Annotated in this window: 14 protein-coding genes; 5 read left to right on the top strand and 9 right to left on the bottom strand. The window is 62.0% G+C overall.

The genetic code is table 11. The features are described 5' to 3' along the window. The first annotated feature begins 26 nt into the window (after positions 1 to 26). A complete protein-coding gene (gene ftsH, locus B7G53_RS00625) occupies positions 27 to 2,036 on the top strand; it encodes an ATP-dependent zinc metalloprotease FtsH (protein ID WP_096662331.1) in 2,010 nt (669 codons plus the stop codon). A 108-nt stretch (positions 2,037 to 2,144) separates the two neighbouring features. On the opposite strand, the gene B7G53_RS00630 is transcribed toward ftsH, so the two are convergent. From B7G53_RS00630 to B7G53_RS00665, 9 genes are all read right to left on the bottom strand, one after another. Next, positions 2,145 to 2,375 carry a hypothetical protein gene (locus B7G53_RS00630; protein ID WP_096662332.1) on the bottom strand — a complete coding sequence of 77 codons (231 nt, stop codon included), beginning with the start codon at positions 2,373 to 2,375 and terminating at the stop codon, positions 2,145 to 2,147. Between the two features lie 17 nt (positions 2,376 to 2,392). Next, positions 2,393 to 4,765 carry a heavy metal translocating P-type ATPase gene (locus B7G53_RS00635; RefSeq protein ID WP_096662333.1) on the bottom strand — a complete coding sequence of 791 codons (2,373 nt, stop codon included), beginning with the start codon at positions 4,763 to 4,765 and terminating at the stop codon, positions 2,393 to 2,395. 61 nt (positions 4,766 to 4,826) lie between these two features. Next, positions 4,827 to 5,183 carry a YHS domain-containing protein gene (locus B7G53_RS00640; protein WP_176491240.1) on the bottom strand — a complete coding sequence of 119 codons (357 nt, stop codon included), beginning with the start codon at positions 5,181 to 5,183 and terminating at the stop codon, positions 4,827 to 4,829. A gap of 242 nt (positions 5,184 to 5,425) precedes the next feature. Beyond that, positions 5,426 to 5,605 carry a hypothetical protein gene (locus B7G53_RS22365; RefSeq protein WP_141396258.1) on the bottom strand — a complete coding sequence of 60 codons (180 nt, stop codon included), beginning with the start codon at positions 5,603 to 5,605 and terminating at the stop codon, positions 5,426 to 5,428. Continuing rightward, a complete protein-coding gene (locus B7G53_RS00645) occupies positions 5,602 to 7,959 on the bottom strand; it encodes a heavy metal translocating P-type ATPase (RefSeq protein WP_096662335.1) in 2,358 nt (785 codons plus the stop codon). The genes B7G53_RS22365 and B7G53_RS00645 overlap by 4 nt, the downstream gene beginning before the upstream one ends. A gap of 65 nt (positions 7,960 to 8,024) precedes the next feature. Continuing rightward, entirely contained in the window at positions 8,025 to 8,684 is a 660-nt protein-coding gene (locus tag B7G53_RS00650) for a methyltransferase family protein (RefSeq protein ID WP_096662336.1), read from the bottom strand. After that, on the bottom strand, positions 8,681 to 8,977 hold the full coding sequence (locus B7G53_RS00655) for a DUF2933 domain-containing protein (RefSeq protein WP_096662337.1): 297 nt from the start codon (positions 8,975 to 8,977) through the stop codon (positions 8,681 to 8,683). The genes B7G53_RS00650 and B7G53_RS00655 overlap by 4 nt, the downstream gene beginning before the upstream one ends. 806 nt (positions 8,978 to 9,783) lie before the next feature. Beyond that, positions 9,784 to 10,131 carry a copper-binding protein gene (locus B7G53_RS00660; protein WP_096662338.1) on the bottom strand — a complete coding sequence of 116 codons (348 nt, stop codon included), beginning with the start codon at positions 10,129 to 10,131 and terminating at the stop codon, positions 9,784 to 9,786. A gap of 68 nt (positions 10,132 to 10,199) precedes the next feature. Further along, on the bottom strand, positions 10,200 to 10,562 hold the full coding sequence (locus tag B7G53_RS00665) for a DUF4148 domain-containing protein (protein ID WP_096662823.1): 363 nt from the start codon (positions 10,560 to 10,562) through the stop codon (positions 10,200 to 10,202). A 156-nt stretch (positions 10,563 to 10,718) separates the two neighbouring features. Here B7G53_RS00665 and B7G53_RS00670 point away from each other — a divergent pair, with 156 nt between their 5' ends. The 4 genes from B7G53_RS00670 to B7G53_RS00685 all read left to right on the top strand — a co-directional run bounded on the left by B7G53_RS00670 (position 10,719) and on the right by B7G53_RS00685 (position 15,596). Next, positions 10,719 to 11,399, top strand: a complete 681-nt coding sequence (locus B7G53_RS00670; protein WP_096662339.1) for a heavy metal response regulator transcription factor — start codon at positions 10,719 to 10,721, stop codon at positions 11,397 to 11,399. Beyond that, on the top strand, positions 11,396 to 12,832 hold the full coding sequence (locus tag B7G53_RS00675; protein WP_255249869.1) for a heavy metal sensor histidine kinase: 1,437 nt from the start codon (positions 11,396 to 11,398) through the stop codon (positions 12,830 to 12,832). The genes B7G53_RS00670 and B7G53_RS00675 overlap by 4 nt, the downstream gene beginning before the upstream one ends. A 372-nt stretch (positions 12,833 to 13,204) precedes the next feature. Next, positions 13,205 to 13,717 (top strand): cupredoxin domain-containing protein, encoded by a 513-nt coding sequence (locus B7G53_RS00680; RefSeq protein WP_096662340.1) that lies wholly within the window; start codon positions 13,205 to 13,207, stop codon positions 13,715 to 13,717. A 232-nt stretch (positions 13,718 to 13,949) separates the two neighbouring features. Beyond that, positions 13,950 to 15,596, top strand: coding sequence for a multicopper oxidase family protein (locus B7G53_RS00685; RefSeq protein ID WP_096662341.1), 1,647 nt, complete (start codon positions 13,950 to 13,952; stop codon positions 15,594 to 15,596). The last annotated feature ends 35 nt before the right edge of the window (positions 15,597 to 15,631 follow it).

A 15,631-nucleotide genomic window follows, 5' to 3' on the forward strand; every position in this document is an offset into this window, starting at 1 on the left:
AAGATCGGCTCATTCAAGGAGCGATCATGCGTTGGCCCCCTCAACAAGTGCAAAGTCCAGACAAGAGCCAGAGTCCAGGCACACCGCCCGACACGCCCGCGAACCCGCCGCGCAGCGCCTGGCTTTTCCTGCTGGCCATGCTGGTGGCGAACTACCTGCTGGCACGGCTGATCTTCCCGGGTGGCGACATGGCCGCCACCGTGCCCTACACCGAGTTTCGCCAGCAGGTGGCCAAGGGCAATGTGGCGTCCATCTACAGCCGCGGTGTCAGCATCGAGGGCCGTTTCGTGGCGCCCATCACCTGGCCGCCGGCGGTGGCCGAAGGGGCGGCGAGTTCGGCCGTCCCGCTGCCTGCCAAGCCGCGTTCGGTGACCCACTTCGACACCACGCTGCCGGCTTTCGTCGACCCGGGGCTGGAAAACTTCCTGATTGAGCACAAGGTCGAAATCAGCGCTATCCCGCTGCAGACAGGTGATGGCCTGGCCACACTGCTGTACGGTTTCGGGCCGGCACTGCTGATCATCGGCTTCTACGTCTGGATGTTCCGGCGCGCGGCCAAGGGCGGCGGCGGCCTGATGGGCGGCGGACTGTTCGGCCTGGGCAGCAGCAAGGCGCGGCGTTACGACCAGGACAGCGCGAACCGGGTCACCTTCGCCGATGTGGCCGGCATCGACGAAGCTGAAAACGAGTTGGTCGAGGTCGTCGACTTCCTGAAGTCGCCCGCCAAATACACCCGCCTGGGCGGCAGTGCGCCCAAGGGCGTGTTGCTGGTCGGCGCACCCGGCACCGGCAAGACACTGCTGGCACGGGCGGTGGCAGGGGAGGCCGGCGTGCCTTTCTTTTCGATGAGCGGCTCCGAGTTTGTCGAGATGATCGTCGGTGTCGGCGCGGCGCGTGTGCGCGACCTGTTCAAGCAGGCGCGCGAGAACGCGCCGGCCATCATCTTCATCGACGAGATCGACTCGATCGGCCGGGCGCGCGGGCAGATTGCGATCGGCGGCGCAAGCGAGCAGGAGCAGACGCTCAACCAGGTCCTCGCCGAGATGGACGGCTTCTCGGGCCAGGAGGGCGTGATTGTGCTGGCCGCCACCAACCAGCCCGACGTGCTGGACCGCGCCTTGCTGCGGCCCGGGCGCTTCGACCGGCGCGTCGTCGTCAACCTGCCGGACAAGGTTGGCCGCGAAGCCATCCTCAAGGTGCACACGCGCAAGGTGCCGCTGGCGGCCGATGTGGACCTGGCCGATGTAGCGGCGTCCACACCGGGGCTGGCCGGCGCCGACCTGAAGAACCTGGTCAACGAGGCGGCGCTGCTGGCGGCGCGGCGCGGGCAGGACAGCGTGACGCAAAAAGACATCCTCGACGCGCTGGAAAAAATCGTGCTCGGTCCGGAGCGGCCGCTGCTGCTGAGCGTCGATGACCGCCTGCGCATCGCCTACCACGAGAGCGGGCACGCCATTCTGGGCCTGGTCGTGCCCGGCGCCGACCCGGTGCAGCGCGTCAGTATCGTGCCGCGCGGCCAGGCGCTGGGCGTGACCTACCAGCGACCGCAGACCGACCGCTACAACTACCCCGAGGCCTACATGCGCGCGCGCATCGTCGGCATGCTGGGCGGGCGCGCCGCTGAAGAGCTGGTTTACGGCACCCGCACCACCGGCGCCGAAAGCGACATCGAACAGGTGAGCCAGATCGCGCGCAACATGGTCACGCGCTGGGGCATGAGCGACGAACTCGGCATGGTGCAGCTGGCCCCGCGCGAGAACCGCTACCTGGGCATCAGCGGCAGCTTCGGCGGCGACCGGCCTTTCAGCGAAGCCACGGCGCAGCGCATCGACAGCGAGGTGCAACGCATCATCAACCAATGCCAGGACGAAGCCAGGCGCCTGCTGGCCCAGCATCGCCCGCAACTCGACGCCCTGGTCGCCGCGCTGCTGGAGCACGAGACGCTGGGCCAGGAGGAAATTCTCAAAGTCACCGGCCTGCCGCCGGCACCTGAACTGGAGAACCGGCCGCTGGCGCCTGTTGATCCGCCGCCATGACTTTCGGTAGTCCAGGTGCCGCTGAACTCCTGCAGGGTCAGGGTCACAGCACGATGGGCCAGCATCATGCACCACAGCGAAAAAACCTGTTTCTTGTCCATCTCGAAATCAATCGTTTGCATTTTTTTTCCTGGCCGCGCGCTGGCTGCGTTCGTCGAGCCAGAGTTCAATAGCTCCCCAAACGAGCATGGCAGGGCAAACCAGCAGGAGCGCTGCCAGCAGCCCGCCCCAAAAGGTGAAGCCAAAATACATCAGTACCGCCGCCGCCAGCAAGATGCTCAGGACCGGGCACAGCCAGAGCCAGCGATCGGCGAAACGTGTCTTGAGAAAGCCGTGCATGGTGCTGCCCTCCAGGGTTACGCCTGATCGAGCTTGACGCGCCTGAGCAGGGCCGAGTTGACGATGACCGACAAGGACGACAGCGCCATGGCCGCTGCGGCGATGATCGGGTTAAGAAATCCCAGGGCGGCGATCGGTACGCCAATGCTGTTGTAGATGAAGGCCCAGAACAGGTTCTGCTTGATGGTGCGCATGGTGGCGCGCGACAGTCGGATGCCGGCCACGACGTCGCGCACATCGCTGCGCACCAGGATGATGCCGCCGGTTTCCTTGGCCACGTCGGAGCCGGAGCCGATGGCAATGCCGATGTCGGCCGTGGCCAGGGCCGGCGCGTCGTTGACGCCATCGCCGACCATCGCCACAACCCGGCCCTGCGCCTGCAAGTCCTTGATTACCTTGGCCTTGTCGGAGGGCAGCACGTCGGCAATGACGCGGTCGATGCCGAGCAGGCGGCCGATGGCGGCGGCGGTGCGCTGGTTGTCGCCGGTCAACATCACCACCTCCACCTTCTCGGCCCGCAGCGCGGCAACGGCCTCTTTCGCTTCCGGCTTGACCGTGTCGGCGACGGCGATCACCGCCACCAGGCGTGCGCCGCTGGCCAGCAGCATGGCGGTCTTGCCATCGGCCTCCAGGCGTTCCATGTCGGACTGAACATGGGAGATGTCCACACTTTCGCGCTGCATCAAGCGCCGGTTGCCCAACAGCAGCGGCGTCCCATCGACCCGGCCTTGCACGCCATGGCCGGGGACTGAATCGAACCCTTCAACCGGCGCTGGCGCCACACCAGCCTCGCGCGCGCCGCGCACGATGGCCTCAGCCAGCGGGTGCTCCGAACCGGACTCCAGGCTCGCCGCCAGCCGCAGCGCCTGCTCTTTCGTCCACGCCGGCTGCAGCAGCACATCGGTGATGTTGGGCTCGCCGCGCGTGAGCGTGCCGGTCTTGTCGAACACAACCGTGTCGAGCTTCTGTGCCTTCTCCAGGATCTCGCCGCCGCGGATCAGGATGCCCGCCTGCGCACCGCGCCCGACGCCGACCATGAGCGCAGCGGGCGTTGCGATGCCGAGTGCGCAGGGGCAGGCGATGATCAGCACGGCGATGAAGGCCAGCAACCCCTGCGGGAAATTGCCGGCCAGCCACCAGCCGGCGAACGCGAGGACGGCCGTGCCGACGATGGCCGGCACGAAGTAGCGCGTCACCTGGTCAGCGATGCGCTGGATCGGCGCGCTGCTGGTCTGGGCATCCTCGACCATCTTGATGATCTGGGCCAGCGCCGTCTCGGCACCGACGCGCGTGGCCTGGAAGCGGAACGAGCCGGTGCGGTTCAGCGTACCGCCGATGACCTTGGCGCCTGTCACTTTTTCCACCGGCATGGACTCCCCGGTGAGCATCGATTCATCGACGGCGGACGCACCGTCCAGCACCAGCCCGTCGGTGGCGATGCGCTGACCGGGCCGCACGACGACGATTTCACCCACCATCACGCTCTCGGCGGGTACCTCCATCTCGACGCCGTCGCGCACGACCTGGGCGGTGGCAGGCTTCAGGTCAAGCAGTTTGCGCACGGCCGCCGAGGAGTGCTTCTTGATGATCTCCTCCATGTACTTGCCGAGCAGAACGAAGGCAATGATGACCGCCGAAACCTCGAAGTACACGTCGCGCTCTTCCACCTTCACCGGCAGCACCGACGGGAAAAACAGCACCGCGACGCTGTAGAGGTAGGCCACGCTGGTACCCAGCGCAATCAGCAGGTCCATGTTGATGGCGCGGTTGCGCAAGGCGTTCCATGAGCCTTTGTAGAAACTCCAGCCGCCAATGAATTGCACCGGCGTCACCAGCAGGAACAGCCACATGCCCCAGGTGAACCAGGGCAGGGCGGGGATAGGCACCCAAGTCAGGATGGTCGCACCGGCGGCCAGCGCGATGAAGGCGCCGGCGCGCATGATCGCCAGTGCCAGCACGCCGGTCAGCGCAATCGCGACCCGGGTGCGCATCGACTTCAGTTCCTGCTCCGGCGATTCGAAAGTGCGCTGGCAGCCGACGCTGCAGAAGTAGTAGCTGCGTCCGCCGCGGTCGGTGCGCAGGGCGGTTGCCTTGTCGACCACCATGCCGCAGATGGGATCTTTGGCCTGGCCCTGCGCACCGCGGCGCAGCGCGGTCTGCATGGGCATACCGTGATCTGACGCTGCCGCGGCCGCGGCCGTGCCGATATATTTTTGGGGGTTGGTCTCGAACTGGTGCTGGCAATGGGTGGAACAAAACAGGTACAGCTTGCCCGCATACTGCGTGCGGGCCGCTGCTTTATCGGCCTGGACGGTCATCCCGCAAACCGGATCGGTGTCCGACGCGGGGCCGGCAAGGCTGCCGGTATTGGTGGCGCTCGCAGTGTTCATGGTCTTGTTCTTTTCAGGTCTGGGGTTGATCGAGTTGGCGCCAGGCAGCGAGTTCAGTTACTCAGCAGCAGCCTCCGCGGTGGTCATGCCCGGCGGCCTTGTCACCGTCTTTTGGCTCCGTGGTGTACTGGTCCGGCGTCGCCTCGAACCGGTCACGGTTCTCGCGCGACTCGAAATAGTAGGCGCGACCCTGGTAAACCGTCGCCACCGTCGAAGTCGGATCAACCGGGTGTCGGCTGACGGGATCCATGGTCGACGCGGACCCGACCGGCGTGTCCGTATCTCCCTGACGGTCAGGCCTGTGCTGCGGAAGACCGCGGCGGCCACCGAAACCACAGCCCATGCCGCTGAAGCGCAGGAACAGGATGACGCCCACCAGCACGAGCAGGTTGATCCAGTTTTGTTGCAACCATTCCACGTGCTTCTCCCGGTGTGAATCAGAGTTGCCAGAGAAAAGTCCGGGCGGCGGACTCATCCGGCCGCACGATCCTGGGTTCGATCGCACTTGGCCGCGGCGCCGGGACATCGAATGCCGGAACACGCGCGGGTATGAAATGGACCGCCTGCGTGACCCGGCTGCGAATCGGGAATGCCCGGCAACTAACCCGATACGCCTTCAATGAATTGTGGAAGCTGCCCTTTGCTTGCGTTTGACATAGGTCAACCCAAGTAGTGCTGCGCATCGCGGACATGGCAATCGATGCGCGCGACCGCCACGATCAGCGGCTGCGCCGCGCCGTTGCGCGGTCCCATGATCCTGAAACCGTTGCTCGCCGCTGGATTGCTTGCCCGCAAGATCAATTGCGTGGCTATCTCCGCCGCAAGTCCTGAAACCGTCATGCCGACATTCCCGAGGAAACCGCTGCGTCCACTGGCGGTGCACTGTCGGGGCGCGCACTCCTGATGCCGGCGAGCCTGGTGCGCTTGAGCATCAGCGCATTGATGGCCACCACCGCCGAGCTACCGGACATCGACAGCGCGGCGATCTCCGGGGAGAGCGTAAAGGGGTAGAACACCCCCGCCGCCAGCGGAAAGGCGACCACGTTGTAGCCGACCGCCCACCCCAAGTTCTGGTGCATCTTGCGCAGCGTGGCGCGCGACAGCTCGATGGCGCCGACGATGTCATAAGGGTCGCTTTTCATCAGCACGACCTGGGCGCTTTCCATCGCCACGTCGGTGCCGGCGCCGATCGCAAAGCCCACGTCGGCCTGGGTCAGGGCCGGGGCATCGTTGATGCCGTCGCCGACCATGCCGACCTTGTGCCCCTGCGCCTGCAGTTCCTTGATCTTGGCCGCCTTCTCGCCGGGAAGCACATCGGCCAGCACGATGTCGATGCCCAGTTCCTTGCCGATGCGCTCGGCCGTGACCTGGTTGTCACCGGTCAGCATGGCGACCTTGACGCCACGCTCCTGCAGCTTGGCGATCGTCGCCCTCGACGTGGGGCGCACCGCGTCGGCGATGGCGATCAGACCGATGAGCTTGCCCGCGCGGGCAACATGAACAACGGTACGGCCACCGCCCTGGAGCCGGGCCGCTTCGGAGGCCAGCGCCTCCAGGGTGACATTCTCGGACTCCATCAACTTGCGGTTACCAAGCAGCACCATTTCGCCGTTGATCGCTGCCCGGGCACCCTGGCCATCAATGTTGGTAAACCCCGTCGCGACCTCGGTCGGCGTGGTGCCCGCCCGCTTGAGCACCGCCAGCGCCAGCGGATGCTCGGAGAACTTCTCCACCGCCGCTGCCGTGGCCAGCAGCTGCGCTTCGCTGACACCGGGCGCGGTGACCATCTCCACGACGTCGGGCTGCCCGAGCGTGAGCGTGCCGGTCTTGTCGAAGACGATGACGGTCAGTTTGGTGGCGTTCTCGAGTGCGGCGGCATTTTTGAACAGAATGCCGTTCATCGCCCCGAGTCCGGTGCCGACCATGATGGCCATCGGCGTGGCCAGCCCAAGCGCGTCGGGGCATGCGATCACGAACACCGTGATGGTCAGGGTCAACGCGAACAGCAGGGGCTGGCCCAAGACCCAGAACCACACGCCGAAAGTGAGCAGACCAATGGCAATGGCGGCCAGCACCAGCCACTGCGAGGCCTGATCGGCGAGCAACTGGCCCGGCGCCTTGGAGTTCTGCGCTTCCTGAACCAGTTTGACGATCTGCGCCAGCGCCGTATCGGCGCCCACCTTGGTGGCCTTGTAGCGGAAGCTGCCGCTCTTGTTGATCGTGGCACCGATAACGGCATCGCCAACGACCTTCTTGACCGGCATGGATTCGCCGGTCAGCATGGACTCGTCGACCTGCGAACCGCCCTCGAGAATATCTCCGTCAACCGGAATCCTGTCACCCGGCTTGATAACAACCGTCTCACCCGCCAAGACCTCGGCGGTCGGCACCTTGGTTTCGACGCCGCCGCGCAGCACCGTGGCCATGGGCGGGGCCAGGTCCATCAGGGAGCGGATCGCGTCCGAGGCACCGGCGCGCGCCCGCATCTCCAGCCAATGCCCGAGCAAGATGAAGACCAGCAGCACCGCCGCAGCTTCATAAAACACCTCGCCCTCATAAAGGAAAGTGGCCCCCACGCTGAAGACGTAGCCCGTGCCGACGGAGAGCACGACCAACGTTGCCATGTTGGCCACTTTGTTACGCGCAGCGCGCAAGGCAGCGATGAAGAAGGGCCAGCCCGGATAGGCAATGGCACCGCTCGCGACGATGAACAGAAACAGCTTGCGTTCGATGCCGAACGGGGTCGAGAAATCACCAAACATCTGGCCCATCGGCGAGTACAGGAACACGGGAACGGCAAACAGCAGGGCCACCAGGAAGCGGTTGCGCATGTCGCGCGCCATATCCTGCATCGACATGCCGGGCGCATGGCCCATGTCATGCATCATGTCGGCCTTTTGACCGGCTGACGCCGCGCCTGCCCCTGCGTGGGTCTCCCCGGCCGCCTTGTGACCTGCCGGAGCGCAGACATGGGCCGGCACCAGTTCGCCGCGGCAGTGGTAACCGCAGTCGATCACGCGTTGCCGGATAGCGTCGAGAGTGATCCGCGACTCGTCATAGTGCACGGTGGCGCTGCCGGCGACGTAGTTCACGTCGGCGTGATGAACGCCCCGGAGCATCGAGAGTTGTTTCTCTACGCCCGCTGCGCTCAGGGTGGAGAGCAGCTCGCCGACTTCGATGGTGCTTGTTTTCATGCTGCTTCCCTGTTGCTCATGTCGCAGATATCAAAGCTGAGGATTGCCATACGGTGAGCCGCAAGTCACATGCCTTTGGCCGCCGGCGTATGTTTTGACCACGACGGCAGAAAGCGTGGTGTACGCGCTGCGTAGGCGTCGAACTCGGCGCCGAATGTCTTGCGCATCTCCGCCTCTTCCGTGATCGCGAGCCGCGCATACATGAGCAGCAAAATCGGGAACATAAGCAGGGTCAGCAGCGTTGGCCATTGCAACAGGAAGCCCAGCAGGATCAGCACAAAGGCCACATACTGTGGATGCCTGATCACCGCATAAGGCCCAGTGGTGGCCAGCAGGTGCTGGCGCTGCGCGTGGTACAGCACCTTCCACGCATTGGACAGCAGATAAAAGCCGAAGGCCAGGAAGATGTAGCTGGCAATATGCAGGACGCCAAAGTGCGGATCCCCTTTCTCTCCCAGCAAGGTTGACCACAGGTGTCCGGCGTCATGGGACAGGATGTCCAGCCCCGGGTACCTGGTCTGCAACCATCCCGACAGCACGTAGATGGTCAAGGGAAAACCATACATCTCGACAAACAGGGCAACGATGAAGGCAGCGAATGCGCCAAAGGTTCGCCAATCTCGCGCCGTGGCGGGCTTGAAAAAACTGTAGGCAAACAGGATGAAAATTGCCGAGTTGAAAACAACCAGCAGCCACAGCCCGTAGGCCGGCGTGTCGTGGGTCATGATGAGCCTCCTTGCCTGGGTTGATCTGACTTTCCGGGGCCGACGTGCGGCTCGTTATCGCCATGGTGATGACCCTGTCCATCGTGACCACGGTGCATGAAGACATGCATTAGCGGGCAAGCCAGCAACAGCAGATACGGCAACGCACCGGAGAAGTGGGCGCGGTGTTCGGTGAGGAGAAAGTACGCGGCGATGGCACCGAAAACCACCAGACCGATCCCATATCTGGAGCGCCAGAACGGCAGTTCGGTTGTCTGTCCGGCGGGTTGGTCGGGATCGTGGACAGGGTTCATTTGGATCACCACAGGTTGAGGTGCTTACATTGGCGACGCGTCTGTACCCATGCTTGCGGCATCGTCGGGGGAGGGGAGCGGGCAGGGCACAGCTTCGACCATCCCCAAATCAATCCCGGCGGCCGAAAGCCCGGATGAGGTGCCCACAAGCAACACAAATTGCTCGGTGTTCGCACTTGTGTTGGTCCTTGAAGCGGAGCTCATTTGAAACCTCCACGCCCTGCCAGGCTGCTGTACCAGCGAGCGAAAAATCAATTCAGTGAAAGCGTCATCAACTTGTTGGGCCGTAGTTCGCGCACTTGGGAAATTGAGTCGTCAGACAAGTCATTACCCGCGACTGGCAGCGATATTTCCATGCAGTATTGTGGAACGAACGGAGAAAAATAGCATGTATTGAAGCGACGAATCGCGCCAGCGGATAATTTGCCGGGTTTTCGTTTCAGGGCGCAGATCTGGCAGTAGTCCTGGCCATCAGTCGAACAAAGGTGTGTGACCTTGACCAGATGTTGAGAACGCGGCTGTAGTTCTGGCCCCCAACAGTTCGGGTGGTGAAAATGACCAGGAGTGTGCCGAAAGTGATCGCCCGTTGACCATGATTAGCTTGGAAGGCACTTTTAAAGCAAAGGCGGCTAGCGTTACTGTCCGGCGGCAGCGGCTATTATCACCTAGAAAAAATCCCAAGCCATTGATTTGATTGAGTTTTTTTGGCGCGATGATCAACGACAGTTCACTATATCAAGATGCGGCAGGCTCGATCGAAGTACGCTTGAGTCGGCGGTCAATCATTGTCTCCCGGACCCATTGCCTTACTTGGCTTGCTCCAGCGCCACGACTGTGAAGCCTGCTTCGCCCTTTTCAGCCCGGAACAGGATTTTGTCGCCTTGCTTGAGGTCCTTGAGCAGCCCGGCATCCAGAACTTTGAAAACCATGGTCATACCCGGCATGTCCAGGTTCTCGAGTGCCTCGTGTTTGATGGTCAGCTTGCTCTGTTCAAGGTCCACCTTGCGCACCTCGCCGGCTGTCAGCCTCGTTGTGGCAGTCACCTTACCGGTGTTCTGGGCTCCGGTTGGAGCGTCAATCGCGGCAATGGAAAAGCCAGTAGCGCTCATAGAAAGCACGGCCGTCACCAAAAAAACACTGATCTTAAATTTCATGGAAAACTCCTAAGGATATGAATAGATCGTCCGGATGGCCAGCACCCGGCTCGGTTCCTCGCTCCGTATCAGTTGACGGATTGCTCCCGGAACAAGCGACGCTCCGCATCTGTCATGGCGAGGCTGGGCTTCGGGGTGTTGTGTGCAATGCTGTCGGTGTGGACAAGCCTGCCATTCTGGAACGCATAGCTGTGCTGTGGAGGCATATAGCCTGCCTCGCCGCCGACCAGCGAGCCGCCTTCAGCAGTGGTAGGGTTGCTGCGGAAAGCGTCCAACTCCTTTTTCACGTCTGCGCGGCTCTTGGTACTTTGCACCGTGTGGGTCTCAAAGCCCCGTTCGCCGCCGACCCAGGTGTTGCCGCTGTTGGCAAAAGCTGCGGGAATGGCTGCACCGGCAAGGGCAAGGGCAAATACGGTTTTACGAAACAACATGATCAAACTCCTTTAATATCGATTGCAAGGTGTGGTTCCAACACTTGGAGCCACTGCGATGCAAACTCTGCATCACAGTTGTTAATGTAAAAACCCAGCTGCGACATCACCCTGACCCGGAGATTACGAATACGTTATGTACGATCGAGGCTTGTTTTGAAAATTCTGGTGATTGAAGACGAACCCAAGGCCGCCGCCTACCTACGCCAAGGGCTGACCGAAAGCGGTTATGCCGTCGAGGTGGCGTACAACGGTACGGACGGGCTGCACGCGGCGGCCAACGGTGACCATGGTTTGGTGATCCTGGACGTCATGCTGCCGGGGATCGACGGATTTGCCGTTCTGTCGGCGCTACGTACCTCCAAGCAAGTGCCAGTTTTGATGCTCACCGCCCGCGGCAAGACCGACGACAAGGTGCGCGGCTTCGACCTGGGAGCCGATGACTACCTGGTCAAACCGTTTCAGTTTCCCGAGTTACTGGCTCGAGTCCGGGCCTTGCTCAAACGCGGCCAGCCCGTGACCGGGGAGCCGGTGCTGCGTGCAGCGGATCTGGAGATCGATCCCGTACGTCACCGCGCGACCCGCGCTGGCCAGCGCATCGACCTGTCAGCCAAGGAGTTTGCCTTGCTGACCCTTCTGGCCCAGAAAACCGGCGAAGTCCTCTCCAGAACTCAAATCGCCTCGCTGGTCTGGGATATTCACTTTGATTCGGACACGAATGTAGTTGAAGTGGCGATACGACGGTTGCGCGCCAAGATCGACGATCCTTTCCAAGAAAAATTGATTCATACCGTGCGTGGCGTGGGCTATGTCCTGGAGCGCCGGGCCGTGTCGTGAAGCAACGCCTGTTCCCCGGCTTTTGGCTCAGAAATTCCCTGGCTGCGCGCATTGCGCTCGCCAGCGCCTTTTTTGGTCTTCTCATCACTGGCGGAGCCATCGTGGTCGGGTTCTATGCACTGACACATCAGCTTGATGCGCGGTCAGTAACAGAGCTGCTGGGCAAGCGTGACTTGGTGCTGCATGTTTTATCCGAAATTTCGTCACCGGAAGCGGTCAACCAGAACAAACACCGCTTTGGCGATCTGCTGATTGGGCACGATGACCTCCACTTGGCGCTGGTAGATCCCGCTAGCGGTCAAAGCGTGGCGAGCTTTTCTGCGATTGCGCAGCAATCCGTGTCTGCGCTGGACACCGGCCCGAACAGTTCCACGTCCGTTCACGCGTGGAGAGCGCCGACTGGTGAACGACTAAATGCCATTCACGGCATCGGTATGGCCGCCAATGGAAAGTCTGTGCGTTACTACCTGTCGCTGGATCGCCGGCACGACAGCCGATTACTGGCTGACTTCATCAAGGCAACTCTGCTGGGCTTGCCGATACTGCTACTCATCGTGGCGCTGGGCGCTTGGCTCATCGCGAGTACCAGTCTGGCACCTTTGCGGCGCTTCCATCGGCTGGCGGCATCCATCGGCGCACAGTCGCTCAGTCAGCGAATATCTTCCTCAGGTCTGCCCACGGAACTCTACGAACTTGCAGAAGAGTTCAACGGCATGATGGATCGCATCGATGCGGGTTACCGGCGACTGCAGGATTTCTCCGGTGAGCTCGCTCATGAAATGCGTACGCCGGTTGCAACGCTCATGGGGCGAACACAGGTGGCACTGTCCCACAAGCGCACATCCGCTGAATTCAGAGAAGTCCTGGAAGGCAACGTCGAAGAACTTGAGCGCCTGTCCCGCCTGATCGCCGACATGCTCTTTATTGCCCGCGCAGACCACAGCGAAACATTACTTCAGGGAGAGCTTCTGGAGCTTGCCCAGGAGACTCAACGAGTGGCCGATTACCTCTTGCTGATTGCTGAGGAGCGAGGGATTGCGGTGGAGGTGACGGGCACCGCGATGGTCATGGCCGATCGCCTGTTGGTTGAGCGCGCGATCACCAACCTATTGTCCAATGCAATACGCCATGCCTTTGCGAATTCGAAGGTACGCATAGTGATCGTCTCGGACGGTGACTGCACCACCTTGGCGGTGACCAACCAGGGCGAGGGGATCGCTCGAGCCCATCTGGATCGCATCTTCGATCGCTTCTACCGCGTCGATGCCGCGCGCGCCCGCCTCGACGGCGGAACAGGACTGGGTCTGGCAATTGTGCGATCCATCATGTTGGCTCATGGCGGGCAGGTGATCGCAGACAGCCGACCGGGCGGCGAGACGACTTTCACGCTGGTATTTCCAGTAGCCGGTTTTCCTGCGCCGAAACTGGCCTGAAGTCCTGCATGACGAGGGTGAGTGCGAGGTGCAGGTCATCATTCCCGGTGAGCACCGCGCCTGCAGCGCAGCCGTATTCGCTGAGACCCTGTCGCAGGTATTCGGTCGGCCTGAGTTCGTCTTTGACCACAAAAAGACACACGGGATTTTTTACTTGTTTTACAGCCGCTTGTGTTTTCGGAGAGATTACAAATTTGTAATCTCCCGGTGGGTCTGGCGCAGGGTTCGGATATTTAAACTCGTGGTTTCTCAACCTGTGATCGACACGGATGACGCACTTTCGTCCCGATGGGCGAAAAATTCATGTCCAGGAAGTGCCCACATACGAAGCACTGATTGTTTTTTCCTGCCACCGCCCTTGAAAGGTATTCAATGAAATCAAGAAACATCCTGCTCTCTCTGCCTTGCGCCCTATTGTCCTTGTCCGCGATGGCGGCCGGAAACCACGCGGGTGACCATGGCGATGGCGCGATTGGCAAGCCCGGCCTCTCATCTAAAGTCACGCGCACAGTGATCGTTGATATGAAAGATGACATGCGCTTCCACTCTTCAAACTTCAACGTCAAACAAGGTGAAACCATTCGCTTCATCGCCAAGAACTCCGGCAAGGTCAAGCACGAAATGGTGCTGGGTACCGAAAAGGATCTCCAGGACCACTATGAGGTGATGAAGAAAAACCCGGAGATGGAACACGCCGACGACAACATGGTCACCGTAGCGCCGGGTAAGAGCGGCGAGATCATCTGGCAGTTCACAAAGGCGGGCAAGGTTGACTTCGCCTGCCTGCAGCCCGGCCACTTTGACGCCGGTATGAAAGGGCTGGTGAATGTGGCAAGCAGCAAACTACCGCCAAAGAGTGACAGCCCTAACGGTCACAAACACTGACCTATACGGCTGCCACTGGCGTTAGCCAGGTCGGCGCGCTCGGCATGTCCGTGGACTGAACCGGAATGGAAATGAGCGAAAACTCCGGTTTCTATGGCGCTCTGCGCATGCTGAGCAATTGGGCGTCATTTGCAGAGACATTTTTCGCCTGGCTGCTTAATCGAATGACGCATTGATTGCCGTCGGATCCGGTGAACTGGCGGGATAGCAGAAGCTTGTAAAGGGCAGTTATATGTTGCAAAGAAGACAGCTGTTTCAGTTTGCCGGTGTGGCGACCGTGGCCGCCGCTGGGGGCGCCGCCTGGATGTATTACGGATTGCCTCGTTCCGGGGCGCTGGCGGGCGGGCCGTTTCGCCACTATCCCTTCGATCCGGTGGCCGCAGAAAATTTCCAGCAGAAGCTGTTCATTCCTGTGGGCAGCGGGCCGTTCGGGGTACTCGATGTCGCCGGGCCCCTGAAAATACGCACCACCGCGGCGAGCTTCCCGCTGCTACCCGGCCGCGAATCCCCCTTCCTGCTGTACCAGACCGAGCAGGCGGGCAAGGCCTACCAGAACCCGATATTGCGCATCGAGAGCGGCGCGCGCTTCACGGCCAGCCTGGACAACGCGCTTGAGGAGCCGACCATCATCCACTGGCACGGCCTGCACACGCCCGCCGCCATGGACGGCCATCCGGCAAGCACCATCGGCCCCGGTGGTCGCTACGCGTATGACTTCAAGGTCAGCAACCGCGGCGGCACTTACTGGTACCACACCCACGCACACGAGCTGACCGCCGAGCAGGCCTACCACGGTCTGGCGAGTTTCTTCCTGGTGGACGACGACGACCAGCGCCGGCTGAGCAAGTCGCTTGACTTGCAACTCGGCGTCACCGACTTGCCCCTGGTCATCCAGGACAAGCAGTTCGACGCGCAGGGCAAGCTGTTGTACAAGCCTGATGCCCATGAAGCCATGATGGGCTGGCTCGGTGACATCGTGCTCGCCAATCTGACGCCCAACGCGGTGCAGGCCGTCACACCGCGCACCTACCGCCTGCGGTTGCTCAACGGGTCGAATGCGCGCATCTACCGGCTCGCCTTCGTCAAGGGCAAGACAACGCTGGACTTCACCGTCATCGGCACCGATGGCGGCCTGATCGAGCGGCCGGAAACGGTGAGCGAAGCCTTTCTCGCGCCGGGCGAGCGCCTCGATGTGCTGTTCGACGCGGGCCAGGCGCAGCCCGGTGAGGACATCTTCCTCAGGAGCCTGGCGTTCGATGCGATGGAAAACGAAGGGCCTGCTGGCGGCATGGGCGGCATGGGCGGCATGGGCATGGGGCGGATGATGGCCAGCATGAGCTCGTCACGGCTGCCGCTGGGCGCGGAGTTCAACGTGTTGAAGCTGTCGGTGACGGCCGGCGAACGCGTTGTCGCCAAACTGCCAGCCACGTTGTCCCAGGTCAAGCCCATCCCTACCACCGGCGCCGCGCAGCGCAAGATCGAGCTGTCGATGGGACAGATGCGTTTCCTCATCAACGGACGCACCTTCCGCATGGACGAGATCGCGTTCGACGTCAAACGCGGGGCGGTGGAAATCTGGAACATCAGCAACCCGACGCTGGGCATGCCACACCCGATGCACATCCACGGTTTTTCGTTCCAGGTGCTCGAACGCATTGGCAGTCCGCCCCAGGTCGCGGCCACGGCGCGCTTCGGCCAGGGCCGCACCGTCAGCGACCTCGGCTGGAAAGACACCGTGCTGGTCTGGCCCGGCGAAACGGTGCGGGTGGCGATCGATTTCGCCCACGATTACCCCGGCGACCAGATCTATGTGTTCCATTGCCACAATCTGGAACACGAAGATGGCGGCATGATGATCAACTTTCGCGTGCAAGCGTGAAGGGCACTTCCCCTTTGGGGTTGAGTTTTTGCAGA

The sequence above is a fragment of the Polaromonas sp. AET17H-212 genome (assembly GCF_002379085.1).
Lineage (GTDB): Bacteria > Pseudomonadota > Gammaproteobacteria > Burkholderiales > Burkholderiaceae_C > Polaromonas.